Below are 23,078 nucleotides of genomic sequence, written 5' to 3' on the forward strand. Positions count from 1 at the left end.
ATCCGAAAATTACTCCGGACGAACCTGCGCAGCCTGCATGCCCTTCTGGCCTTTTTCGGCAACGAAGGAAACAGTTTGGCCTTCTTTCAGGCTTTTGAAACCGTCGGTTTCGATAGCCTTGAAGTGTACGAACAGGTCGTCGCCGCCGCCTTGAGGAGTGATGAAGCCGAAGCCTTTTTCATCGTTGAACCACTTGACGGTGCCGGTTTGGCGATTGGACATGGGGTGAATCTCCAGAAACATGATTTTTTATCGGGGTGCAGTGTCGCCTAAGCTTCAGTGGCACCGACGACACTATAGTCTAATTCTTCGCATCTAGCGCCTATTACCTTCGCCGGATGTTGATCCAGGGCAAAAGATGCGACGGATCGCCGGAAAACCGGCCTATTTTCGGGTGCAGCTGGCCTCGACCACCTGCTGAGCCTTCTGCATCAGCTTGGCGTCTACGCCGTCCTTGCTGTCGAGGTCCTCGATCTCCTTGTCAGTGAAATTCTTTTTAATGGCTTGGGCACCACACTCGCAGTGCTTCTTGGCCATTGCCGCATCCACGCCCTTGGCGCTCGCCACATCCTGGCACTGCGTCATATAGGACGCTTCCTTGCCGGCGGGGAAATTGCCTGCGTTGGCAGCCAGGGGCAGCAGCAGGGCGCTTGCGGCGCAGGCAGCCAGAAGGGACTGAAGTCGCATAACCGGACACTCCTTGGTTAATGATCTCATCAAGAGTAGGTTGCTTCAGAAAGTCTGATAGGAAATTTTCCGCAAGAGTTCACCGCCACGGCGTAAATTCCAAATATTTCTGCCGGCCGCTCTAGCCCCGTGCTAGCATGCCTCCCTTACGCCACGCCCTGTGCGGGCGCATTTCTTTTTATACCTTCCAGTCACTCTGGTTCGTCCCTGGCAGGCCGAAAGGTCTCTGCCACTGTGAGGCAGGCTTTCCCGCGGGAAAGGCAGGGCGGATCTTGTACTGGCTCATCCCAACCCACGTGACCTTTGGTAGGGGTCACCACTAGGAGAGGAGGCGCCATGCCCGTTATTACTCTTCCCGATGGCAGTCAACGCACGTTCGACCAGCCGGTATCCGTAGCCGAAGTCGCCGCCTCGATCGGCGCAGGCCTGGCCAAGGCCACCCTGGCCGGCAAGGTCGACGGCAAGCTCGTCGATGCCTGCGACAAGATCGACCACGACGCCACCCTGCAGATCATCACCCCTAAAGATGAAGAGGGACTGGAGATCATCCGTCACTCGTGCGCGCACCTGATCGGCCACGCAGTGAAGCAGCTGTACCCGACCGCCCGCATGGTGATCGGCCCGGTGATCGACGAAGGCTTCTATTACGACATCGCCTACGAGCGTCCCTTCACCCCGGACGACCTCGCCGCCATCGAAAAGCGCATGCAGCAGCTGATCGACACGGACTACGACGTCGTCAAGAAGATGACCCCGCGCGCCGAAGTCATCGACGTGTTCACCCAGCGTGGCGAAGACTACAAGCTGCGCCTGGTCGAGGACATGCCGGATGAACAGGCCATGGGCCTGTACTACCACGAAGAATACGTCGACATGTGCCGTGGCCCGCACGTGCCGAACACTCGCTTCCTGAAAGCCTTCAAGCTGACCAAGCTGAGCGGCGCCTACTGGCGCGGCGATGCCAAGAACGAGCAGCTGCAACGCGTGTACGGCACCGCCTGGGCCGACAAGAAGCAGCTGGCCGCCTATATCCAGCGCATCGAAGAAGCCGAAAAACGCGACCACCGCAAGATCGGCAAGCAGCTCGACCTGTTCCACCTGCAGGAAGAAGCGCCGGGCATGGTGTTCTGGCACGCCAACGGCTGGACCGTGTACCAGGTGCTCGAGCAGTACATGCGCCAGGTCCAGCGTGAAAACGGCTACCAGGAAATCAAGACCCCGCAGGTTGTCGATCGCATCCTCTGGGAGCGTTCCGGCCACTGGTCCAACTACGCCGAGAACATGTTCACCACCGCGTCGGAAAACCGCGACTACGCGGTAAAGCCGATGAACTGCCCGTGCCACGTGCAGGTGTTCAACCAGGGCCTGAAGTCTTACCGCGACCTGCCGCTGCGCCTGGCCGAGTTCGGCGCCTGCCACCGCAACGAGCCGTCCGGCGCGCTGCACGGCATCATGCGCGTGCGTGGCTTCGTGCAGGACGACGCGCATATCTTCTGCACTGAAGATCAGGTGAAGAAGGAAGCCGCCGACTTCATCAAGCTGACCCTGGACGTGTACAAGGACTTCGGTTTCACCGACGTCGCCATGAAGCTGTCGACCCGTCCGGCCAAGCGCGTGGGCTCCGAGGAGCTGTGGGACCGCGCCGAAGGCGCGCTGGCCGACGCCCTGAACGAGTCGGGCCTGGAGTGGGAATACCAGCCGGGCGAGGGCGCCTTCTACGGCCCGAAAATCGAGTTCACCCTGCGCGACTGCCTGGGCCGTAACTGGCAGTGCGGTACCCTGCAGTACGACCCGAACCTGCCCGAGCGCCTGGACGCCAGCTACATCGCCGAAGACAACAGCCGCGTGCGCCCGGTGATGCTGCACCGCGCCATCCTCGGTTCGTTCGAACGCTTCATCGGCATGCTCATCGAGCACTACGCCGGCGTGTTCCCGGCCTGGCTCGCCCCGACCCAGGCCGTGATCATGAACATCACCGACAAACAGGCCGATTTCGCCCTCGAGGTGGAAAAAGCCCTGAATGGTAGCGGATTCCGTGCCAAGTCGGACTTGAGAAATGAGAAGATCGGCTTTAAAATCCGCGAGCATACGTTGCTGCGGGTCCCTTATCTTTTGGTTATAGGGGATCGCGAAGTCGAAACGCAAACCGTCGCTGTGCGCACCCGCGAAGGCGCAGACCTGGGCTCGATGCCCGTCGCGCAGTTCGCTGAGCTGCTGTCGCAAGCGGTTTCCCGGCGTGGTCGCCAAGAATCGGAGTAATGACTATTAAGCGTGAAATGAGAAACGATAAACGAACTGCACCGAAAGCCCCGATCAACGAGAATATCTCGGCACGCGAGGTTCGGTTAATTGGTGCTGACGGCGAGCAGATTGGCATCGTCTCGATTGATGAAGCGCTGCGTATCGCTGATGAAGCGAAGCTGGATCTGGTGGAAATCTCTGCAGACGCGCAACCGCCCGTCTGCAAGGTGATGGACTACGGCAAGCACCTCTTCGAGAAGAAGAAGCAGGCCAACGAAGCCAAGAAGAACCAGAAGCAGATCCAGATCAAAGAAATCAAGTTTCGTCCAGGGACGGAAGAAGGGGATTACCAGGTAAAACTACGCAACCTGGTACGTTTCCTTAGCGATGGGGACAAGGCCAAGATCTCTCTGAGATTCCGCGGCCGTGAGATGGCCCACCAGGAGCTGGGCATGGAGCTGTTGAAGCGGGTCGAAGCTGACCTCGTGGAATACGGCACCGTTGAGCAGCATCCGAAGATGGAAGGACGCCAGCTTATGATGGTCATCGCCCCCAAAAAGAAGAAGTAATCTCCCGGGCACGGCAGGCCTGATGATTATTGTGTAATTTTTATTCGAATGCGGAGTTCCAACATGCCAAAAATGAAAACCAAGAGCGGTGCTGCGAAGCGCTTCCTGAAGACGGCTTCCGGCTTCAAGCACAAGCACGCTTTCAAGAGCCACATCCTGACCAAAATGTCGACCAAGCGTAAGCGTCAACTGCGCGGTGCCAGCTTGCTGCACCCGTCTGACGTGGCAAAAGTCGAGCGCATGCTGCGCGTTCGTTAATTCTGGTTAAGATAGAGGAAGTTACTCATGGCTCGTGTTAAGCGCGGCGTTATCGCTCGTAAGCGTCACAAAAAAATTCTGAAACTGGCTAAAGGCTACTACGGTGCACGCTCGCGCGTATTCCGCGTTGCCAAGCAAGCGGTCATCAAGGCAGGCCAATACGCCTACCGCGACCGTCGCCAGAAGAAGCGTCAGTTCCGCGCACTGTGGATCGCTCGTATCAACGCCGGTGCCCGCACCAACGGTCTGTCGTACAGCCGTCTGATTGCTGGCCTGAAAAAAGCGTCGATCGAAATCGACCGTAAGGTTCTGGCTGATCTGGCAGTGAACGAAAAAGCGGCGTTTGCTGCGATTGTCGAGAAGGCTAAAGCCGTACTGGCTTAAGTACCCACGACAATCATCCGGCGGCGCCTGCGCCGTCGGGTGTAAAACGTCATCGGATAGGGGAAGAGCCTTCAAAAGCTCTTCCCCTATTTTCGTATCTGGAGTCTGTACATGGAAAACCTGGACGCGCTGGTCGCCCAAGCCCTCGAGGCCGTGGAACGCGCTGAAGACATCACTACCCTGGAACAGATCCGGGTCCAATATCTCGGCAAGAAAGGCGAGCTGACCCAGGTGATGAAGACCCTGGGCAACCTGCCAGCCGAAGAGCGCCCCAAGGTCGGCGCGCTGATCAACGACGCCAAGGAACGCGTCACCGACGTGCTCAACGCACGCAAGGCCGCCTTTGAAGAGGCCGAGCTCAACGCTCGCCTGGCCGCCGAATGCATCGACGTGACCCTGCCAGGCCGTGGCCAGACCACCGGCGGGCTGCACCCGATCACCCGTACTCTCGAGCGCATCGAGCAGTTCTTCACCCACATCGGCTACGGCATCGCCGAAGGCCCTGAGGTCGAAGACGACTACCACAACTTCGAAGCGCTCAACATCCCCGGCCACCACCCGGCCCGGGCGATGCACGACACCTTCTACTTCAACGCCAACATGCTGCTGCGCACCCACACCTCGCCGGTCCAGGTGCGCACCATGGAAAGCACCCAGCCGCCGATCCGCATCGTCTGCCCTGGCCGTGTGTACCGTTGCGACTCGGATATCACCCACTCGCCGATGTTCCACCAGGTCGAAGGCCTGCTGGTCGATCGCGGCATCAACTTCGCCGACCTCAAGGGCACCATCGAAGAGTTCCTGCGGGTGTTCTTCGAGAAAGAACTGGCCGTGCGCTTCCGCCCGTCGTTCTTCCCCTTCACCGAGCCGAGCGCCGAAGTCGACATCCAGTGCGTGATGTGTTCCGGCAAGGGCTGCCGCGTGTGCAAGCAGACCGGCTGGCTGGAAGTGATGGGCTGCGGCATGGTCCACCCGAACGTGCTGCGCATGTCCGGCATCGATCCGGAAGAGTACCAGGGCTTCGCCTTCGGCATGGGCGCCGAGCGCCTGGCCATGCTGCGCTATGGCGTCAACGATTTGCGTCTGTTCTTCGACAACGACCTGCGGTTCTTGGCTCAATTCCGCTAGGCCCAATCGACGCAACTTTCAGGAGAACAGCATGAAATTCAGTGAACAGTGGCTGCGCGGTTGGGTAAACCCGCAAGTCTCCCGTGACGAACTGGTCGCCCGCCTGTCCATGGCCGGCCTCGAAGTCGACAGCGTGACCCCCGCTGCCGGCCAGTTCAGCGGCATCGTGGTGGGCGAGATCCTCACCACCGAACAACACCCGGACGCCGACAAGCTGCGCGTGTGCCAGGTAAGCAACGGCGCGGAGACCTTCCAGGTGGTCTGCGGCGCTCCGAATGCCCGCCCAGGCATCAAGATCCCGTTCGCCATGATCGGCGCCGAACTGCCGGGCGACTTCAAGATCAAGAAGGCCAAGCTGCGCGGCGTCGAATCCTTCGGCATGCTCTGCTCGGCTGCCGAGCTGCAGATCAGCGAAGAGAACGACGGCCTGCTGGAACTGGCCGCCGACGCCCCGGTTGGCCAGGATATCCGTCAGTACCTGAACCTGGACGACGCCAGCATCGAGATCGGCCTGACCCCGAACCGCGGCGATTGCCTGTCCATCGCTGGCCTTGCCCGTGACGTCAGCGCCCTGTACGACGTGCCGGTCACCCGCCCGGTGGTACCAGCCGTGCCGGCTGCCCACGACGAAGTACGCCCGGTCGAAGTCAGCGCCCCGGCCGCCTGCCCGCGCTACCTGGGCCGCGTGATCCGCAACGTCGACCTGAGCAAGCCGACCCCGCTGTGGATGGTCGAGCGCCTGCGCCGCAGCGACGTGCGCAGCATCGACGCCGCCGTCGACATCACCAACTACGTGATGCTCGAACTCGGCCAGCCGATGCACGCCTTCGACCTCGCCGAAATCAACGGCGGTATCCGCGTACGCATGGCCGAGGAGGGCGAGAAACTCGTCCTGCTGGACGGCCAGGAAGTTGCCCTGCGCGCCGACACCCTGGTGATCGCCGACCACACCCGCGCCCTGGCCATTGCCGGCGTAATGGGTGGCGAGCACAGCGGCGTCAACACCGAGAAGACCCGCGACCTGTTCCTCGAGAGCGCCTTCTTCGAGCCGATCTCCGTCGCCGGCAAGGCCCGTTCCTACGGCCTGCACACCGACGCCTCGCACCGCTACGAGCGCGGCGTGGATTCGCAACTGGCCCGTGAAGCCATGGAGCGCGCCACCGCCCTGGTACTGGAGATCGTCGGCGGCGAAGCCGGTCCGATCGTCGAAGCCGTGAGCGAGCAGCACCTGCCGAACATCGCGCCGATCACCCTGCGCGACGAACGCATCACCCAGATGCTCGGCATGCAAATGCAAGCCGCCCAGGTCGAGCAACTGCTCAACGCTTTGGAGCTGAACACCAGCGCTAACGGGGCAGGGGAGTGGACCGTCACGGTTCCAAGCCACCGCTTCGACGTCAGCCTGGAAGTCGACCTGATCGAAGAGCTGGCCCGCCTGTACGGCTACAACAACCTGCCGGTCCGCTACCCGCAGGCTCGCCTGGCCCCGCAAGCCCGCCCGGAAACCCGTGGCGAGCTGCCGAACCTGCGCCGTCTGCTGGTTGCCCGCGGCTACCAGGAAGCCATCACCTACAGCTTCATCGACCCGAAACTGTTCGAGCTGTTCACCCCAGGTGTGGAGCCGCTGCTGCTGGCCAACCCGATTTCCAACGACATGGCCGCCATGCGCGCCTCGTTGTGGCCGGGCCTGGTCAAGGCCATGCAGCACAACCTCAACCGCCAGCAAGACCGCGTGCGCCTGTTCGAAAGCGGCCTGCGCTTCGTCGGCCAGCTCGGTGACCTCAAGCAGCAACCGATGATCGCCGGCGTCGTTACCGGTAGCCGTCTGCCGGAAGGCTGGGCCAACGGCCGCGACAGCATCGACTTCTTCGACGTCAAAGCCGACGTGGAAGCCCTGCTGGGTTGCTCCGGTGCCCTGAGCGACTTCACCTTCGCCGCCGGCAAACATCCGGCCCTGCACCCCGGCCAGACCGCCCGCATCGAGCGCGACGGCAAGGAAGTCGGCTACCTCGGCGCCATCCACCCCGAGCTGGCCAAGACCCTCGGCCTCGACCGCCCGGTGTTCGTCTTCGAGCTGGTGCTCGGCGATGTAGTTGAAGGCCGCCTGCCGAAGTTCAGCGAGCTGTCCAAGTTCCCGGAAACACGTCGTGACCTGGCTTTGATCGCAGGACGTGATGTAGCTTCTAGCTCGGTGCTTGAAGTAATTCGTGACAATGCGGGCGAATGGCTCACAGACCTCAGGCTGTTTGACGTCTACCAGGGTAAAGGCATTGATCCTGATAGAAAAAGCCTGGCGGTCGGCTTGACCTGGCAACATCCATCGCGCACTCTTAACGACGATGAGGTGAATGAAACCCTGCAAACCATCCTCACCTCGCTTGAACAAAGGTTGAACACCACGTTAAGGAAATAACGGCATGGGTGCTCTGACGAAAGCTGAGATGGCCGAAAGGCTGTACGAGGAGCTGGGGCTTAACAAGCGTGAGGCCAAGGAGCTGGTCGAGCTGTTTTTCGAAGAAATTCGGCACGCGCTTGAAGACAACGAGCAGGTCAAGTTGTCCGGTTTCGGCAACTTCGACCTTCGCGACAAACGCCAGCGGCCGGGCCGCAACCCTAAAACAGGGGAAGAGATCCCGATCACCGCGCGCCGCGTCGTCACCTTTCGTCCAGGGCAGAAGCTGAAAGCCCGGGTAGAGGCCTATGCTGGAACCAAGCCATAACGACGAGCTGCCCCCCATCCCGGGCAAACGCTACTTCACCATCGGTGAAGTCAGCGAGCTCTGTGCGGTAAAGCCACACGTGCTGCGCTACTGGGAGCAGGAATTCACGCAGCTCAACCCGGTGAAGCGCCGTGGCAACCGGCGGTATTATCAGCGCCAGGACGTGCTGATGATCCGCCAGATCCGCGCTTTGCTGTATGACCAGGGCTTTACCATTGGCGGGGCGCGACTGCGGCTCTCCAGTGATGAGGTCAAGGATGAGTCCAGCCAGTACAAACAGCTGATTCGGCAGATGATTGCGGAGTTGGAGGATGTGTTGGTGGTGCTCAAGAAGTGACCAGAGCCGACGAATGGAAAGTTTTTTGAAAAAAAGCTTCCATTAATCAAAAGGTTAGGGTACATTTCTTCTCGTTCTCAGCAACATTGAGAGCCGCCTTGTCGGGGCGTAGCGCAGCCCGGTAGCGCACTTGCATGGGGTGCAAGGGGTCGAGTGTTCGAATCACTCCGTCCCGACCATTATTGAAACGGAAAAGCCCAGTCGGAAACGACTGGGCTTTTTCGTTTTTTACTGTCTTAGCTTTTTAGCTGTCCCCAATTTTGTTCCAGCTGCTCAAATTTAATCGATAGGGTCTGTCTTTACATCAGGATTGGATCCGTATGTAATGGCATTATGATGCCTATAGCTTTGTTGCAGTTTTGAAAGCCGCGTATCCTTGAATGGAGGCAATATGGGGTTGGTGCTGGGGGACGAAAAATCCGACTTGGAGTGGGGGTGTTCATACTACGAAATTGCAGAATCTCTAGGTTACAGAGATGTAAAAATCTGCCTCGTCAATGTTCGTAGTTTAAAAGACTTTTCTGAGAAGTTAACAGGTACAGTACTTGATACTTCTTGGATGATGTCCTTGGATAGAGGTGTTCGAAGGCAGTATGACTATACCGTTAGAGAAACAGCGGCTGCCTTGGTCGAAGTTTTTGGAAAAACTAGCTCGGAAGGAACTATAGGGGCTGAATTTGGTGAGCTGATGGTATCTATAGGTTCGGCCAGGGCTCTAGAGCAGGTGTTTGAACACACGCGTTTACCAATCGCTGAGCTGTGGAAGCCGCAACTTAAACAGAATGAAGGTTTTGACTTTCATACGGTTTGCGGATCGAATTTCATAAACTTCGGTGAGGCAAAATATTCAGGGAGTTCGAATCCCCATGGGCTGGCTATTGGTCAGGCTTCGGACTTTATTAAAGTAGAGAAGCATTTTCGAGATCGTGCTCATCTTGAGAAGCTGGCTTGTCCAATTTCAATATCAAATCTAGATGATGAAAAATTTGGGGTTGTAGCGGCATTTTCGGTTAACTCCGATAATCCCATGTTGATATTCAAGAATGCGCTGGAGTCGGCAAAGGCGTTCGTGGGTGAGAATAGTGTAAGCGGATTTTACCTTGTTGGTGTCAAGGAGGACTTGTGAGTAATATAGCCGATATAAAGAACTCTCCGGATCCATATGCAGATATTTCTAATTTGCTTCGGGCTTTGCATGAAGAAGGGCCCGTGCGTTCAGAAATGCTTGAAAGTTTGGCCCTCTATAAAGAATTTCATAAGGATGTTTTTTTCGAGTTGGAGGAGTCGATAATATCGGCAATCGGGCTTTTTTATAAGGTGGGCTCTCCCAATAGTCTCTATGCTTTACTAATGTCATCTGTCGGGGCGCAGCATAAGAAAGATTTTGGTGAGCTGTTAACTCCTGTGCAGGCTAGTGTAAGGCGTGCAATTGAAGAAAAGCAATTTGTTTCAATATCTGCGCCGACATCTGCAGGGAAGTCGTATTCTATTCGCGATTTTATAGCCGAGCAGAGTGGTGATGCAGTTATTGTGGTTCCTTCGCGCGCGTTAATTGCAGAGTATATGAGTACTGTCAGAGAACGCTTTGCTGGCGATAAGTCTGTGATGGTATCTTCATTTATTGACTCGATCTTCACTAGTCGGAATTTAAGAAGAATATTTATTCTAACGCCAGAGCGAGCTCGCGAGCTGTTTTCATTGGGCCATAAGCTAAAGGTCAATGTGTTCTTTTTTGATGAGGCACAGGTATCTGAAGAAAAGGCGCGAGGTGTTGACTTTGATGTTCTTGTTAGACGGGTATCAAAAGTTTTTCCGAAAGCGAAACTAATTTTTGCGCATCCTTTTGTTGAAAATCCCGTAGCACAGTTCAAGAAGCACAGCATTCCAATGGACAAAGGATACGCTAGATCATATACGCACGGAGCAGTTGGGAAGATCAGCGTATTTAGACATGCGAACAAAAAAGATTACTATTTCTCGCCATTTGAAGATAAGGGGTATCTGCTAAATAAAGCCTGTGAGTTTGAAGGGGGCTTTGAGAAATTTGCTTTTAATGGGAAGCATTCTATTTTGATATTTGTGTCCAAGGCGTCAATTTATAATGACAAGTTTTCTATTGATTTTGATAAGTACATAGAGGGATTCCCTGATGTAGTCGATGAGGAAGCTTTAGAAATAATTAAGGCTGTGGAACACATGCTAGGGGCTGATGTAAGGGATCATCGCTCAAAACTGGTGGCGCTGCTTAAGAAAGGTGTTGTTATACATCACGGCTCCGTTCCATTGGAGGTTAGATTTTTAGTTGAGAGGTTTATACGAGGCAAGCATGCGAAAATATGTTTCGCAACTAGCACTTTAGCGCAGGGTGTCAATATGCCATTTGATATCCTCTGGTTGCAAAACATGAGGATGGTGGGCGAAGGAAGTGACAAGTCACTATCTTTCAAGAATCTTATTGGAAGGGCTGGCAGGCTTACTGGGCTCAAAAAATATGACTATGGTTATGTTTTTACGGAAAGCCCAAAGCTATATACGGAGCGTTTGAATGATACGTACTCGCTAAGCGAAGTATCTATCCTGGATAAAGAATATGAGGGTGATGATGCAGATGTAAAAGAGGTGATTGATTCGATTAGAGACGGATCGTTTGATGATGACTACAATTTGCCGGAAACTAAAGTAAAGCGTCTTTCTACCTCTCCCGTCTTAGAGGCGTGTCGAAAGGTGCTTGATATAATGTACGAGAATGGCGAAATTAGGAAGGGTTTGTCTGGAAAGGAAAGTCAGCCGTATAGGTTGGCTGTTAGAGAAAATTTAAAAATTATCTTCACTTCTTCAATAAATCGGCTTTTGTATCCTGGAGAGGAGGAGGTTTTTAAAACCGCAATAATGATTTTCTTATTGGCTGTAGGTGGTCGCTCATTTAGAGAGATTGCAGGAATTCGCTTCAGTAATATATCCAGGCGTGATTCGGGGCGACAGGGTAATGCTGATTTTGCTCAGCCAGCAAATAAACTTCCTGACTCAACTCTGACTAATAAGTTTTCGCTGTTTTACGATGTGCCTGCTCGAAATGTGAGTTATGATGCCGTTGTGTTTGATACTTATGATTATATGGATCAAGTAATATCGTTTTCTCTGTCGGATGTTTTTTTAGCGTCATTTAGGATTTATGGTCAGTTAACGAGTGATGCTCGTGCTCAAAAGATGGTTGAGTTGTTAAGGTATGGCACAAATAATGTGATGCACATGCTGCTTATGAGATATGGGTTTCCTCCAGATAGTGTGTCTGAAATTTCTGATTATGTTTCTTTTGTCAATGAAAAAGAAATAGTCTTTTCCTCAGCCATAGCTTCTGCTCCACAGCACATACAAGATATGACCGAGTGGTACCGCCCATAGTGTGCTCTTGATGGGCGGTGTTTTATTAGGTGGAGTCTTTATTTGTTTTGAGGCGATGAGAGTTCGCCCCAGAGACTCATGGTGCGTCCTTAGGTATTGGCGGCGTTATCAATCAACTTAGCCTTCAATTACATTAAGTCGCTTCTTCAACTGCTCATTAAGCGACACACCGTGCACACCCGAGTGGATTTCGCGATGGCAAGATGGGCAGATAGCACCTACGTACCGAGGGTGGTCGAGGCCACCATCGGAGAGCCGATTTACATGATGCGGTTCCAGGTATGGGGTTCCATCTTTCTTAAAAAAAGGAGCTGGCTTGTCACAGCTTTCACATAAGCCTTTGGCACGCATAAGGACATAGTGAGCTACCGTTCGGCTGCGTTGGTAAATTTTGCGGGGCGCTGATTGGTCCATTGCATTAGTTACCGGCTTACAGGCTGCCAGAGCAGCTATTCGAGCAGCAGCTAACGAATCTGCGAGTTCAACCTCTGTCTCCAACTCAGTTTCGATGTTCAGCTCTGGGCTGCCCACAGGCACCAATCTGAAAACCAGAGCAGTACGATCTTCGCCATCAACATCCGGTTGGATTCGTTCAAAGACGTCGGCGCAGCAGAACTCACCTATATAGCGATTACCTTTTCCTTTGCCGAGCGATTTGAACAGATGAAGCGCACGACCTGTCTCAGCATGCTCAGCGACAGCTCTGTTGCCACGGTTCAATGTCATAGGTCCACGCTGCCCCTCACCAGTGTAGAGAAACGCACCGTTGTCCCAGCGGTCGGCGTAGCCGTATTGCTCGCCACTATCGCCAGTAAACAAGAAAATCGCCGGGTGGGTAGCGGATGCAGCTATGCCGCTTTGTCGGCTACCCCCGAATGGTCCGTTGATTTCACTCACGCGATCGTAAATGGCCCCAGGCTCGAACTGCAGGACTGTTTCTAGACCAATGCTCTGCAGCTCAATGAGGGTAAACCCACGTTTTTCTAAATAGCGGTTTGTGAGATGTCCGCCCGGGATTTGGCTAACTGCGATGCAGGTAGCCAAGGAGACTATTTTCTTTGCTGGGTACGATGTACCCCCTACAGCGATCGCGTAGCGGTGGGCAGGGTTCGTCTCCCAACCATGCCACTCTCGTCTTCCTCTAAAGTCGCGGTCAAATTCCAGCAAAGCCTCATCAATACGTTCCTTCGATACAGCTTTGATCGCCACGTGCGCTGCCCTTTGTCGCCGATGTTTGTAGGAAATTTCCCCATCGTCGCCAAAGTGATCAAACGGTTCAAGAAAAACTGGCAAAGCGCCACTGCGATCGTAGCGTCCGCGCGCGAGTTCGTATGCGTTTCAGGTTCATATTCGTTGTGGCAGCAGGTGTGCCCAGGGTCTACGGAATCGGATTTTCCCTCTTCTCTGTAGTCCGTTTCCGAAACATACTTCTACCCCCTTACAGCCCGTTGCAGCCGCTGCATCACCCATCTAGTCTCGTCAAGTCGCTGCAAATTCAGCGACCGGTTTTGACAGACTGGGAAGATAGTAACGCGCGTGCATGGCCGTCTATGGTGGCTGTACGTGGGGCACTTCGGTGCGCCGGTTTCCTATTTTCCCGGTCTGTCAACCCGCGTACAGCTGCCACCTTTCTGTTTGACAGCAGAGAACGGTAGCTCCATTTGAAAATAGGAGCTCTACCATGCTGAAAATAGTCCCCGATCCACCTCTACACGACAAATACACCACCCACACCCTCGAAGACCCTCTGGTCCAGATCTCCGAATACCTCGTCTGCGCCCTGACCGTTAGCCAGCAGACCGTCCTGCTCCATGCCAAACCCCCAGGCCAGGTCCTGACCCTTGCCGCCATGCACGAAATCGACAGCGCCCGCACCTTGGTGGAAGTGGCGCTGAGCCGCGTGCAATCCCGGCATTGATCTGGCGAGCCTGAGCTCGCATTTGATGTTTACCGATCAGGCCCCGCGCTGTTCGCGGGGCCGCAGGAGGAATGGTATGGATAAGGAATTGCAAATCCCGCGCATCAAGAAACTCGCCACCACCGGCGTCGGGCATTTCGGCGAAGGCGCGCAGGTGAGTGTGCAAGACCCGCTGTTCCGCGTGGTGGCGGGGCATCCGCTGGACCATGCGGTGGAGCAGGCGACCGTGCTGATGTGTGCGGTGCACAAGATCAGTGATCTGGCGATGGTGGAGACTGATCATCTGCCTACGCTGCTGACGGCGGTGCATTACCTCAGTGGTATGGCCAAGGCGTTGGCCCAGGATGTGAATCATGGGTTGATGGTTGGGCGGGGGGCTGAGTAGGGGGAGGGTATCTGGCTGGGGGCTGGTTGCCTGGGCGGGCGCTATCGCGGGGCAAGCCCGCTCTCACGAGTTCGCTCCAACAAGTCCGCTGCCACGTTTCGCCGAGTCGCTATGGCGCCAGGTTCACGCCATTACAGCGCCCCTTGGTGGAAAAGTCGTTGATCTGCCGCGCCTTGTTCACCGACATCAGGATCGTGCAGCCGCCAGGATGGGCCACGTCGTCCCAGTAATTGGTGTGGACCATCACGTTACCTTGCATCTCGGCGGTGCTGCCGACCACTTCCTTTTGCACGTAGGTGGTATCGCGGTACCAGCCCAACTGCACCCCAGCGCCGTCGGGCAACGGCTCCATGCGCATGGGCGGGCCGAAGAAGTCGATGGCCTGCTTGGCGTCGCGGCCTTGCCATTGGTTGCCCGCCATCAGCTCGGGCAGGGTCGGGATGCAGCCGGCCAACGTCGGCAGCAACAGGCCAAGGATCAGCAGAGGGCGCGTGTTCATCGTGGGGTGTTCGCCAGCATGTCGTCCAGCTCCTGCACCGCCTGGCTGTTGGCCTGGACGCCGATCAACTGGATGAACATGGCCTGGATGGTGGCGACCATCTTCGCCGCCGGCATCTTGCCGATCGACAGCATCTGGTTGCGCGCACGGTTGTCGGGGGCGCAGACGAAGGCGAAGGTGCGCTGCAGCCAGTAGTCCTTTGGTGCGACCCAGTCTTTGGCGTTGGTTTTCACATCGCGCACGGCACCGTCGAAGCGACGTATCGCCCGGGCGCTGTCCAGGCGGATCTGGCGCTGTTTGCATTTGACCTGCACCTCGTAGGCGGCGAGGGTCGGGAAGGCCGGGTCTTCGAACAGCTGCATGACCTGGGCCGATTGCACCCCGCCGGGCTTTTGCAGGATGCCGGCGGCATTGGCGACGTAGACCTCGTTGTGCAAGCGTTCCCCTTTGCCGTAGATGATCCAGTAGTCGCCTGCGGCTTGTTCGGCCAGGGCCGGGGTGCTGCAGGCCAGGGCCAGGATGGCCAGCCACTGGCAGAGGGGTGGAAGTTTGTAACCCATGGCGTCCTTTCCCGGTTTTTTGTAATCCAAGGGGGACTATACGAGGCATAAGGGAGGAGGGTCGATTAGGGCACTTGTGCTAATGGCCAAAGGCCTGCGGCGTTCAGGTGCGGTGTAGAGCAAGCGCCTGTGTTGATCGAACGGCAATGGGTATGTAGTCCCGTTCTGAAACCATGCAACGGTGGGCTTGCCCTTCATTTCTCTCGAGTAATTCTGCTGTACATTCCCTTGGTCAGATCGCACATGCGGCAGTCGTCGCATGGTCCGGATGAAGGAGCAAAACATGTCCGAATCAAAGGGGAGCGTGGCTCTTTTAGCCATCAAACGCGAAGCACAGGAGGCCCAAGAAACCATTCTTGAGCTTGTGCACACGGACATTACCGATAACCCGGAACGTCTCCAGCCCATCCCTGCATCGTTGCTGAGTCGCATGGCTGATCTTCGGGCACGGGCACAAGCGAATCGCAAGCGCACCGTGCTGTTCGAAGGTTGAGAGCGTGATCGTCAGCAGACAATTTCTGCACGCGCGCCCCCGGTCCTGCCTATGGCATCCTTCGTTTCGCTTACGCCAAAGGCTACGTTGGTTGTCTTCAGACCGCCCGTTCCAGCAGTTGGGCTTCAGCGATCTGTCCGTTCTCATAACGCAGCAGTATCTGACGCTCCCCTTGATCGAACAACGACTGCTGTAGTTGCTGGGTGTCCCGCGGGCCTTGGACCAAGGCGCTGGTCAGGCCGTCCAGTTGTGCCGTGAAGCTCTGTTTCAGCGAGGCGTCGAGGCTGAACATGCGTGAGCTGGTCAGTTCCATCTGCGAGCTGTAGATGCTACGGCTCTGGTTGCCGATTTCATCCAGCTGGCCGAGGCTTTCGAGAGCCTTGGTCGCCTGGGCGCGATAGCGTTGCAGTGGCTCGGCCAGGTAGCGCAAGGCACTGCTGACCACTTGCAACTGTGCGGTTTGCAGGTAACCGCTGACCCAACCCTCCATCTTCGTCAGGCTGTCCTGCAATGCCTGGCGGGTGCTGTCCACACCGAACAGTTTGTCAGCCTGCACATCCTGGGCGCGCTTCAGTTCTTCGCTCATCTTGCGAGCGAAGTACTGGGCCAGGGAGGTGATCTGGCTATGATGATTTTCCAGAGTCTGGCGGGCAGTGCTGTCGATGCCTTCTTGCGCATAGTGATCGAGCACGCCTTGGGTGTACTCGAACATCCCGGTCAGCTTTTCCCACTGCTTTTCGTCCAGATCGTGCTGCACGGCATCCAGTTGACGCTTGATGACGTCCAGCTTTTCGTTGATGTCGTGCAGGTGCTTCTGGCCCACCGCCGAGGACACTGCGTTCCACACCGCGCCACTGAGCAGCACGTTCTGCAGGTCTTCAGGGAGCGACAGGCTGGCCTGTTCACTGATCTTGCCGCCGGTTCGCACGAAGGCCCGGACGCTACCGTCGCCGTTGGCGTTTTTTGTCAGTGTCTCGAACGGCAGGCTGCACATCACGTAGTTGCCGCTGGCCAGCTCGCCCATAGCGGCCAAGCCGGGCACATTGGCCAGCAGCGGGTTGAGCGCACTGATGTGGTCGGTTGGCAGCGGGCGGTGGGTACCTGCGGGCGGGCGTTGCACGACGTTGAGCTTGAGCAATGTGCCGCCCTGGCCGTCTTGGATCACCAGGTCGGCAGTGGTCTGGGAAGATGTGGCCACTGGCTGGGTGTCGGAGCGTGTGGCCTGGGGCGTGGCGGGCGACTCCCGGCGCAGGCGGATCCAGCCCATCTGGGCAACGAAGGGCACGGTCACGCGGTAGGCTTCAGCTACGCTGCTATGCAGGCCCACGCCAGCAGTGAAGGCGGCGCCAAAGGGGTTCAGGCGCAATCCGGTGGTCGCCGCCATGGTGAACAGTGCCGCGCTGCGCGAGGCGGAAAGGCCGATCATGCTGGCGGCCCCTTTGGGCAGCGCCTCTTCAAGTTTGAACAGCCCGGTCAGCACCTTGGTGCTGGTGGCCCGCTCGAAACGCTCGCTGGCCGGTAGCTCCCGCCAGCCGGCGCCGAACAGCGCCAGGGCGATCTGGCGTTCCTTGTCCGCCACGCTGGTTGCGCCGCTGCCGTTGAGCTTCTGGTACACGTCGTTGACGATCTCGGCGTAGGGCACCGCCGATTTCTTCAACAGGCGACGGGCCAGGTTCATTGCCGAATGCCCGCCGAACTGCTGCAGCTCATGGCCCAGCAGGTCGAGCTGCTGCTCGGTGTAGCCCGCCGCTCGCGAACTGTACTTGGCCTGTACCAGCTGCTTCTTGATGTCCGCATCCAGGCCGGCGCGGCCCCGGGAGAAGTCGGTGATGATGTCCACCAGAATGTCCACTTCTTCGGGCGTGGCGCTGATGAGGCTGGTGAACAAGTCGTCGTCGCAATCGATTCCTGAGGTTGCCATCGTGTGTCCTTACCTTTTGAACGGTGTATCGGGCAAAGGGAGCTGGTGCCCCCGTACAAAGTGGGGTGGGCTCAAGGCACCAACCAGGTGCTGGTCGGCCTGGCGTCGCGCTCAATGGCGACAGCCTGGCAGTGCTCCAGTATCGGCAGGATGTAGGTGATGACGACGGTGCCTGGACGACCATCGGGTTGGCGACGAGCAGCGTGGCAGAGCGGGCCGGCGTTGGCGGGCGTGTGACTGGAACCAATCTCCACAGCGCGTGCTTCACCGAAATGACGGTTACTGGCCAGGTAGTCCAGCGTCTGCTGGAAAGCCGCGCGGGTTAGGGTGACCGAGCTGTTGTTGGCGCCGGTTACCACTTCTACGTTGTCGTTGTTGACCGCCGCGATCCTGAAACGGGTATTGCTGGCGTTGGAGGGTGTTTGCAGCTCCGTGCCCTGCAAGCGGCTGATCAGTGCCCAAAGAGTGTTATCGACCTGGGTAATGTGCTGCATGGCGTCCTTCCTTGTTGTTCGCTGGTGGTCATCCTAGATTAGCGTGGCTTGATATCCGAATGACATCATCCTTTGGACTTACCCGTGTAACGATCCACGGCGGTCCTGCAACTGCAATTAGGGTTGCTGCAGGTGTCATACCGCGTGTCGCCTGCATCGCAGGGCAAAGCCCGCTCCCACGATGATTTCGATGGTGACGATTGCCCTTCGCGGAACGTGCCTTCGTTTCTTTAAATGTTGTAGTCCCTGGGCAACTAAATATTGCTGGGCAAAAGGTAATACCGCTCGGGGTTGTCAGGTGAGCCTTGCCTTCATGGAATCTTGATCCCCAGTGAATTGAGAGTGGGTGTATCCATCCTGCCATTCACGGTCAGTGCACTATCCATTTGGAAGGCCATTAACGCGCCACGAGTAGCCTTGCCCATGACCCCATCAATTGTGCCTTGATAGTACTGGCGAACCATAAGTGCAGTCTGTACGCGCTTGACCAGGTTGCTTTTCTGTTCGTTGGTCGCGCGGGTCTTTGACGTACCCGGGCTCGCTCCGGGAGCAGTGCCGGTCGACTGATAAAGGCTATTGCTACCTGAAGTCCTGTGCGAGGTACTTGGCGCACTGTAACTCCGTGTGCTGGTTGCGGGCGGGCTGTAGTAGCGAGGCGCGCTATAGCCACCGGACCCGCTGTAATGGGAGCTGTGGGAGCTATGGGATCGATGTGAGCTGTGCGAGCGATGTGCCGCATAAATGTTCACTGCGTCTGCGGCATTCAGCGTATCGGCAAAGACGGGGGGCTGCAGCTTGTCGTTCGGTTGCCAGTTCGCATCGGCGAGCGGTGTATGGCCTGCCTGTGCCAATGTGGTACCAGCCATAGGCAACAAGGTGATGCCACTGATCAGGATTTTCCAGCGGTCGAGCAATTTCACTGTGCACTCCTTGCATAGGCGCTAAAGGCCTCGGTCGATAGTTGTCGTACGCCGCGGCTCTGCCAGCGGTCAGTGTGGGATTTGAAGAACCCTGAGCAATGTTTGACGGCAGCGCATTGCTGACAGGTATCGATGAACAGGTTTTTCCAGTCGGAGATGCTCTGGCGGGCGAATCGTGAGAGGTGGGGTGGGATCACACACAGGGGCAGGTTGTAGATCGAAACCGGCATCCCGCGGTTGAAGAGGAAATATGCGGTTTGGCTCAATGCCTCTTGATAATCCAGCGGGTCAATCCACAACTCCTCGTAGTGCTTTCTGGCCAGACCAGTGCTTTCGATACCCATCAACGCAACGTGCCGCACGAATGGGAGGTTCCTGAACACGTAATGGGCTAGTTCAGGCAAGCGTGGTGTGGTCAGGCGACTGAGCACCACACGTATTTCAATGATCTGGTTAGCGCGTGCGAGGTTGTAGAGACCTTGCACGGTTTCGCTGAAGGCGCCCGGGGACTGAACTACATGGTCATGGTCGACTGCGTTGTCGGCATACAGCGGGATGCCCCAACTCAACTGTGGGTGGCCTAGGGCCGCGAGGGCTGCGATCCAGCTCGGATCTTTGAACAGCCGTCCATTGCTCAGCACATGTATGGACTTCTGCGGCAAAACGGTTTTGCACTTGGCCAGAATCTCAAGCAGGCCATCACGATAAAGTGTGGGCTCTCCGCCGCTGATCCCCAGGTTTTCCTCGCCTGCATCCATCAGGTCGATCAGTCGAAGGTTTTCCTCGATATGCCAACGGTCATCAATATCTTTAGGCGGTTGTGAGCACATCAGGCAGAGGCTGTTGCAACGATCCGTCATGAACAGCAGGTTACTGTCTGATCCGCGTCGATAGAGCACTCTTACCAATGCATTGCCAGGGGTAATGGCAATGACATCGCCAGGTTGAACGACATCCGGATCTTTGGGGGAATGCAGGTGCAGCCTGCCGTTGTCGAAGGGGCTAGCGAGTGACTCTGGGGTCAGGAAGCCGCCCACTGGCAATGAAACCAGATGTGGATTTCGCTCAAGATCTTTGTTGGGTAGCCAGAGCAGCAAATCATTGAATTGCGCGGCACCGGCGCAAACTGCGACACCTTGCTCAATGAACTCATCCAAGGTGATGACCTTGAGCAGCTTTGGTTCATTCAGGTGTTGAATTTCGAAGTGGGTATCTTTGCGCAACATCGTCCTTAGCCCCTGTAGCCTGGGAAGGAAGCATCGCTATATGAGCGCCTGTTCAACCAGGACAGCAGTACCCTTTGAACGTTGTCATCTCCGTCGCGAAGCAAGGCGAACAAGTGCTTTAACAGCCCCATGTTCTTCTTGCAGAAACTGCTGAACAACCGATGTCCGATCGGATCACCTTGGCGGGCATAATGTTCGACCGGGTCTGCCCCGCAGTAGGGAACCAATGCGCAATCCGAACAGCCCGGCAATGCCTCCGCGACGCCACTGGCAAGCAGCGCCTCCATAACGGGTGAGGCCAAAAGTTCTGACAAGGGTTGCTGGACTGTGCCCAACCTTAAACCGTCCTCGCCCATCTCCAGCAGCATCCGAGCCTCGTCCGACGGGTAGACGTAACCGTCATAGTTGTAGACCAGCGCCGCTGTACCCGCGCCGGCGGGTGAGCGCAGGTCGACATAGCCAGATGAGAAGGGTGTCAGGATGTTCTTCAGCAGCAAGCTGGTGTAGCTCTCCGACAGGTAGGACCCTTGCTGGTTGATCTTCAGCAGATAGGTCAGAGCCTTGGTGTAGAAGGTCAGGTACTGCTCAATCGGATAGTCAAGGCGATGTGCACTCTTGGAGGCAAACCCGTAAGGGCTGAGCGGTCGAAGTGAAATGCTGGAAAAGCCCTGCTTTACATACTCGTCGACGATAGCTTCAGGCTGTTCGAGGCTTCGAGAGGTCAACGTTGTCAGCGCGGAGACTGCGTCGTGTCCAAGATGCTCGCGGACCCGTTTGATGCCTTCCACGGTGCGCTCGTAAGAGTCCCGTGAAGGCGTCGGGCGGTTGGCATTGTGCAAGGGCGCCGGTCCATCGAGGGAAGTCGAGAACTGGATGCTGTGCTGTTTTGCGAAGTCGAGTATTTCGTCCGTCAGGTGGTGCAGCGTTGTGGTTATGACGAACTGAATATCCCGTTGCTCGACCAGGTTTCGTACAGCTACCCATTCGACAATCTGGCGTACACGTTCGAAGGCCAGAAGTGGCTCGCCGCCCTGGAACTCTACCGTCAGGGCGGGAGCGTTCGATTCGAACAAGCGATCAACGGCAGCGAGTGCATCCGCTTCCGATAAGTCATGGCCCGAGCCACCCAGCGGTGCGCGCGAAACTTGGCAGTACTGGCAGGTGTGGTTGCAGCGTAGCGTTACAACGAACAAGTGCAGGGCTGGCCCCTGGAAAAGAAAGTCCTTGCGGCTGCGATATTGCGCCGCCATTTCGGGAAAAGGATCGTGGCGTGTCGGTTCGTAGATGAAATGGCGAGCTAGCAGGTCCTTGTAAAAAGATGTGCCTGCTTCTATGTCGAAGTAACTGAGGGCCCTTAACTGCGCGTCGTTCACGTACAGATACTCGCCTGTATCGGAGGTGAGCAAAATGTCGCGGTCATTTGCGGTGTTCAGGCGCATGAAGCGGAAGGGCAGCAGACGGTAGCCGTTAGCGTCGGTCGCAATCAGTGTCACCGCGAAACCCCGCATCCAGCAAGCGCTGCTCGAGCCAGCACCTCACGCAACCCAGCTGTCTCACGGTTGATGTGATCACGTAGGGCAAAGTCATTTAAATGCTGGAGGATCAGCAAATGCGCCTGCTCCTGAGGCAGCATGACTTTCGCTTTAGCAGGGAAGGCAGTGAGGCTGATCTGGTCAGCTTCAATGCCGATCTGAATCGCGACTGTGTCAGCCAAGGCGTAGGCGGTTCGTTGCACCACGCTGAGGGAATAAGCTGCGCTGTCGAGTTTCAGAATGACTGGCCATGTCATTGGAACCGGTCCTTCAAATCCATTGGGAATGTATGGATTTTGCCGGCTAACGAGGCATAGTGCCATCATATTTTTTTACATTTGCATACATTCAGTCAGGATTTTGATAGGCGGTATGGGAAAAATGATGAGAGTGGGAAGCGTTGTATGAAAGCTTCCCAGGCTATGGATGATCCTCAGAATGTCGGTGGTAATTCATGCTCAAAGGGCAGGTTCGGGCCTGTTCGGGAGCAGGTGATCGCTGCGGCACGGATTGCGTAGGCGAGGATTGCATCGATGGTTTTATGGGGGAGCATCGCTATCGCGGCCGGGTTGTCTGCTCCTAGGCGAGCCAGGTAGGCGAGCACGGCGGCTTGGAAGGTGTCACCGGCGCCTACGGTGTCGCTAACCGGCAACGAAGTATCCGCCGGCCGCTGCCATGACCCATGCGCGCAATGCACGCTGGCACCGTGAGCCCCATGAGTGATGAACACCAGCCGGCACCGCTCGTTCAACCAGCCTCGGGCCACGTTACGCGCCTCCCGACCTGGATAGAGGATGCCGATGTCTTCCTCACTGGCCTTGATCACATGCGCATGCCCAGCAAACGCCTCCACCTGCCGCCGCCACAGCGCCACATCCGGCTGCGGATTGAGCCGCACATTCGGATCAAGGCTGATCAAGCGCCGGTCCCGCTCGCGCTTCACCAGCTCCATCAGCGTATCGGCCACGGGCTGCACCACCAGGGTGTACGAGCCTACATGCAACCCCCGCACACGCTCATCCAGCACCGGCAAATGCTCCAGCATCACCTGCCGATCCGCACACCCTTCACCGCGAAACTGATACTGCGCCGAGCCATTGGCATCCAGCCCGACCATGGCCAGGGTGGTCGGCGCAGCGCTGGTCACCACGTAGCGGCAGTCCACCCGTTCCTCTTCCAGCACCCGGCGCAGCCGGGCACCGAGGTAGTCGCTGGACAACCCGCCGAACAACGCCGATTCCACGCCCAGCCGGCGCAGGCCGACAGCGACGTTGAACGGCGACCCGCCGGCAATCGCGGTAAACCCTAGCTCGCTGCTGCGTCTGCTGTTTTCCAGGCTGAACACATCGAACAGGGCCTCGCCACACACCAGATACATGCAGTTCTCCAGAACGATTGATAAGG

At 56.8% G+C, this 23,078-nt stretch carries 25 protein-coding genes and 1 tRNA gene; 14 read left to right on the forward strand and 12 right to left on the reverse strand.

What is annotated here, in order from left to right; translation table 11 throughout:
- Positions 1-9 precede the first annotated feature (9 nt).
- Both R5C80_RS03465 and R5C80_RS03470 read right to left on the reverse strand, forming a co-directional pair.
- Entirely contained in the window at positions 10-222 is a 213-nt protein-coding gene (locus R5C80_RS03465) for a cold-shock protein (RefSeq protein WP_007956027.1), read from the reverse strand.
- A gap of 162 nt (positions 223-384) precedes the next feature.
- Positions 385-687, reverse strand: coding sequence for a hypothetical protein (locus R5C80_RS03470; protein WP_110605562.1), 303 nt, complete (start codon positions 685-687; stop codon positions 385-387).
- A 336-nt stretch (positions 688-1,023) separates the two neighbouring features.
- Here R5C80_RS03470 and thrS point away from each other — a divergent pair, with 336 nt between their 5' ends.
- From thrS to R5C80_RS03525, 11 genes are all read left to right on the forward strand, one after another.
- Positions 1,024-2,946 (forward strand): threonine--tRNA ligase, encoded by a 1,923-nt coding sequence (thrS, locus tag R5C80_RS03475; RefSeq protein ID WP_110605561.1) that lies wholly within the window; start codon positions 1,024-1,026, stop codon positions 2,944-2,946.
- On the forward strand, positions 2,946-3,497 hold the full coding sequence (gene infC / locus R5C80_RS03480) for a translation initiation factor IF-3 (protein WP_023629190.1): 552 nt from the start codon (positions 2,946-2,948) through the stop codon (positions 3,495-3,497). The genes thrS and infC overlap by 1 nt, the downstream gene beginning before the upstream one ends.
- A gap of 63 nt (positions 3,498-3,560) precedes the next feature.
- Complete coding sequence (rpmI, locus tag R5C80_RS03485; protein ID WP_003250667.1) at positions 3,561-3,755, forward strand: 50S ribosomal protein L35; 195 nt, start codon at positions 3,561-3,563, stop codon at positions 3,753-3,755.
- 27 nt (positions 3,756-3,782) lie between these two features.
- The gene (rplT, locus tag R5C80_RS03490) at positions 3,783-4,139 is read left to right on the forward strand and encodes a 50S ribosomal protein L20 (protein ID WP_003250671.1); all 357 of its coding nucleotides are present in this window, start codon (positions 3,783-3,785) and stop codon (positions 4,137-4,139) included.
- A 111-nt stretch (positions 4,140-4,250) separates the two neighbouring features.
- A complete protein-coding gene (pheS, locus tag R5C80_RS03495; protein WP_023629191.1) occupies positions 4,251-5,267 on the forward strand; it encodes a phenylalanine--tRNA ligase subunit alpha in 1,017 nt (338 codons plus the stop codon).
- A 31-nt stretch (positions 5,268-5,298) separates the two neighbouring features.
- Positions 5,299-7,680: a phenylalanine--tRNA ligase subunit beta gene (gene pheT / locus R5C80_RS03500; protein ID WP_319049796.1), complete on the forward strand. Its 2,382-nt coding sequence runs from the start codon at positions 5,299-5,301 to the stop codon at positions 7,678-7,680.
- Positions 7,681-7,684: 4 nt separating this feature from the next.
- Positions 7,685-7,987, forward strand: a complete 303-nt coding sequence (ihfA, locus tag R5C80_RS03505; protein WP_009394049.1) for an integration host factor subunit alpha — start codon at positions 7,685-7,687, stop codon at positions 7,985-7,987.
- Entirely contained in the window at positions 7,968-8,324 is a 357-nt protein-coding gene (locus tag R5C80_RS03510) for a MerR family transcriptional regulator (RefSeq protein ID WP_023629031.1), read from the forward strand. Before ihfA ends, R5C80_RS03510 begins: the two co-directional genes overlap by 20 nt.
- A 102-nt stretch (positions 8,325-8,426) precedes the next feature.
- Positions 8,427-8,503 (forward strand) — tRNA-Pro (locus tag R5C80_RS03515).
- A gap of 212 nt (positions 8,504-8,715) precedes the next feature.
- Complete coding sequence (locus tag R5C80_RS03520; RefSeq protein ID WP_160291159.1) at positions 8,716-9,450, forward strand: hypothetical protein; 735 nt, start codon at positions 8,716-8,718, stop codon at positions 9,448-9,450.
- Positions 9,447-11,726: a DEAD/DEAH box helicase gene (locus R5C80_RS03525; protein ID WP_319049797.1), complete on the forward strand. Its 2,280-nt coding sequence runs from the start codon at positions 9,447-9,449 to the stop codon at positions 11,724-11,726. Before R5C80_RS03520 ends, R5C80_RS03525 begins: the two co-directional genes overlap by 4 nt.
- 117 nt (positions 11,727-11,843) lie before the next feature.
- Here R5C80_RS03525 and R5C80_RS03530 read toward each other — a convergent pair whose 3' ends face one another.
- Positions 11,844-12,935: an HNH endonuclease signature motif containing protein gene (locus R5C80_RS03530; protein WP_319049798.1), complete on the reverse strand. Its 1,092-nt coding sequence runs from the start codon at positions 12,933-12,935 to the stop codon at positions 11,844-11,846.
- A 472-nt stretch (positions 12,936-13,407) separates the two neighbouring features.
- Between R5C80_RS03530 and R5C80_RS03535 the strand changes: the two genes are divergently transcribed.
- Together R5C80_RS03535 and R5C80_RS03540 are read left to right on the forward strand one after the other, a co-directional pair.
- Positions 13,408-13,644 carry a hypothetical protein gene (locus R5C80_RS03535; protein ID WP_319049799.1) on the forward strand — a complete coding sequence of 79 codons (237 nt, stop codon included), beginning with the start codon at positions 13,408-13,410 and terminating at the stop codon, positions 13,642-13,644.
- 76 nt (positions 13,645-13,720) lie between these two features.
- Positions 13,721-14,029, forward strand: coding sequence for a DUF3077 domain-containing protein (locus tag R5C80_RS03540; protein WP_203647240.1), 309 nt, complete (start codon positions 13,721-13,723; stop codon positions 14,027-14,029).
- Between the two features lie 109 nt (positions 14,030-14,138).
- Here the strand turns inward: R5C80_RS03540 and R5C80_RS03545 are convergent, their stop codons facing one another.
- Both R5C80_RS03545 and R5C80_RS03550 read right to left on the reverse strand, forming a co-directional pair.
- The gene (locus tag R5C80_RS03545; RefSeq protein WP_319049800.1) at positions 14,139-14,528 is read right to left on the reverse strand and encodes a hypothetical protein; all 390 of its coding nucleotides are present in this window, start codon (positions 14,526-14,528) and stop codon (positions 14,139-14,141) included.
- Positions 14,525-15,088 carry a hypothetical protein gene (locus R5C80_RS03550; protein WP_319049801.1) on the reverse strand — a complete coding sequence of 188 codons (564 nt, stop codon included), beginning with the start codon at positions 15,086-15,088 and terminating at the stop codon, positions 14,525-14,527. Before R5C80_RS03550 ends, R5C80_RS03545 begins: the two co-directional genes overlap by 4 nt.
- Before the next feature lie 283 nt (positions 15,089-15,371).
- Between R5C80_RS03550 and R5C80_RS03555 the strand changes: the two genes are divergently transcribed.
- On the forward strand, positions 15,372-15,581 hold the full coding sequence (locus R5C80_RS03555) for a hypothetical protein (RefSeq protein WP_319049802.1): 210 nt from the start codon (positions 15,372-15,374) through the stop codon (positions 15,579-15,581).
- A 97-nt stretch (positions 15,582-15,678) separates the two neighbouring features.
- On the opposite strand, the gene R5C80_RS03560 is transcribed toward R5C80_RS03555, so the two are convergent.
- From R5C80_RS03560 to R5C80_RS03590, 7 genes are all read right to left on the reverse strand, one after another.
- Positions 15,679-17,502, reverse strand: coding sequence for a hypothetical protein (locus R5C80_RS03560; RefSeq protein WP_319049803.1), 1,824 nt, complete (start codon positions 17,500-17,502; stop codon positions 15,679-15,681).
- Positions 17,503-17,573: 71 nt separating this feature from the next.
- Entirely contained in the window at positions 17,574-17,996 is a 423-nt protein-coding gene (locus R5C80_RS03565) for a hypothetical protein (RefSeq protein WP_319049804.1), read from the reverse strand.
- A 311-nt stretch (positions 17,997-18,307) separates the two neighbouring features.
- Positions 18,308-18,916 (reverse strand): His-Xaa-Ser repeat protein HxsA, encoded by a 609-nt coding sequence (gene hxsA, locus R5C80_RS03570; RefSeq protein ID WP_319049805.1) that lies wholly within the window; start codon positions 18,914-18,916, stop codon positions 18,308-18,310.
- Entirely contained in the window at positions 18,913-20,142 is a 1,230-nt protein-coding gene (hxsC, locus tag R5C80_RS03575; protein ID WP_263158486.1) for a His-Xaa-Ser system radical SAM maturase HxsC, read from the reverse strand. The genes hxsA and hxsC overlap by 4 nt, the downstream gene beginning before the upstream one ends.
- Before the next feature lie 5 nt (positions 20,143-20,147).
- Positions 20,148-21,635 carry a His-Xaa-Ser system radical SAM maturase HxsB gene (hxsB, locus tag R5C80_RS03580; protein ID WP_319049806.1) on the reverse strand — a complete coding sequence of 496 codons (1,488 nt, stop codon included), beginning with the start codon at positions 21,633-21,635 and terminating at the stop codon, positions 20,148-20,150.
- Positions 21,632-21,931: a His-Xaa-Ser system protein HxsD gene (gene hxsD, locus R5C80_RS03585; protein ID WP_319049807.1), complete on the reverse strand. Its 300-nt coding sequence runs from the start codon at positions 21,929-21,931 to the stop codon at positions 21,632-21,634. The genes hxsB and hxsD overlap by 4 nt, the downstream gene beginning before the upstream one ends.
- Positions 21,932-22,107: 176 nt before the next feature.
- The gene (locus tag R5C80_RS03590) at positions 22,108-23,052 is read right to left on the reverse strand and encodes a carbohydrate kinase (protein ID WP_319049808.1); all 945 of its coding nucleotides are present in this window, start codon (positions 23,050-23,052) and stop codon (positions 22,108-22,110) included.
- Positions 23,053-23,078: the final 26 nt, after the last annotated feature.

Source organism: Pseudomonas sp. On1, from assembly GCF_033783325.1.

What these genes read in the sequence shown, in the direction of transcription:
- R5C80_RS03510 (WP_023629031.1), top strand. Translation starts at nt 7,968, where the DNA reads ATGCTGGAACCAAGCCATAACGACGAGCTGCCCCCCATCCCGGGCAAA.
- pheT (WP_319049796.1), top strand. Translation starts at nt 5,299, where the DNA reads ATGAAATTCAGTGAACAGTGGCTGCGCGGTTGGGTAAACCCGCAAGTC.
- R5C80_RS03470 (WP_110605562.1), bottom strand. Translation starts at nt 687, where the DNA reads ATGCGACTTCAGTCCCTTCTGGCTGCCTGCGCCGCAAGCGCCCTGCTG.
- hxsC (WP_263158486.1), bottom strand. Translation starts at nt 20,142, where the DNA reads ATGTTGCGCAAAGATACCCACTTCGAAATTCAACACCTGAATGAACCA.
- rplT (WP_003250671.1), top strand. Translation starts at nt 3,783, where the DNA reads ATGGCTCGTGTTAAGCGCGGCGTTATCGCTCGTAAGCGTCACAAAAAA.
- R5C80_RS03550 (WP_319049801.1), bottom strand. Translation starts at nt 15,088, where the DNA reads ATGGGTTACAAACTTCCACCCCTCTGCCAGTGGCTGGCCATCCTGGCC.
- ihfA (WP_009394049.1), top strand. Translation starts at nt 7,685, where the DNA reads ATGGGTGCTCTGACGAAAGCTGAGATGGCCGAAAGGCTGTACGAGGAG.
- R5C80_RS03465 (WP_007956027.1), bottom strand. Translation starts at nt 222, where the DNA reads ATGTCCAATCGCCAAACCGGCACCGTCAAGTGGTTCAACGATGAAAAA.
- R5C80_RS03560 (WP_319049803.1), bottom strand. Translation starts at nt 17,502, where the DNA reads ATGGCAACCTCAGGAATCGATTGCGACGACGACTTGTTCACCAGCCTC.
- rpmI (WP_003250667.1), top strand. Translation starts at nt 3,561, where the DNA reads ATGCCAAAAATGAAAACCAAGAGCGGTGCTGCGAAGCGCTTCCTGAAG.
- R5C80_RS03565 (WP_319049804.1), bottom strand. Translation starts at nt 17,996, where the DNA reads ATGCAGCACATTACCCAGGTCGATAACACTCTTTGGGCACTGATCAGC.
- hxsD (WP_319049807.1), bottom strand. Translation starts at nt 21,931, where the DNA reads ATGACATGGCCAGTCATTCTGAAACTCGACAGCGCAGCTTATTCCCTC.
- infC (WP_023629190.1), top strand. Translation starts at nt 2,946, where the DNA reads ATGACTATTAAGCGTGAAATGAGAAACGATAAACGAACTGCACCGAAA.
- R5C80_RS03545 (WP_319049800.1), bottom strand. Translation starts at nt 14,528, where the DNA reads ATGAACACGCGCCCTCTGCTGATCCTTGGCCTGTTGCTGCCGACGTTG.
- R5C80_RS03520 (WP_160291159.1), top strand. Translation starts at nt 8,716, where the DNA reads ATGGGGTTGGTGCTGGGGGACGAAAAATCCGACTTGGAGTGGGGGTGT.
- R5C80_RS03590 (WP_319049808.1), bottom strand. Translation starts at nt 23,052, where the DNA reads ATGTATCTGGTGTGTGGCGAGGCCCTGTTCGATGTGTTCAGCCTGGAA.
- pheS (WP_023629191.1), top strand. Translation starts at nt 4,251, where the DNA reads ATGGAAAACCTGGACGCGCTGGTCGCCCAAGCCCTCGAGGCCGTGGAA.
- thrS (WP_110605561.1), top strand. Translation starts at nt 1,024, where the DNA reads ATGCCCGTTATTACTCTTCCCGATGGCAGTCAACGCACGTTCGACCAG.
- R5C80_RS03555 (WP_319049802.1), top strand. Translation starts at nt 15,372, where the DNA reads ATGTCCGAATCAAAGGGGAGCGTGGCTCTTTTAGCCATCAAACGCGAA.
- R5C80_RS03540 (WP_203647240.1), top strand. Translation starts at nt 13,721, where the DNA reads ATGGATAAGGAATTGCAAATCCCGCGCATCAAGAAACTCGCCACCACC.
- R5C80_RS03535 (WP_319049799.1), top strand. Translation starts at nt 13,408, where the DNA reads ATGCTGAAAATAGTCCCCGATCCACCTCTACACGACAAATACACCACC.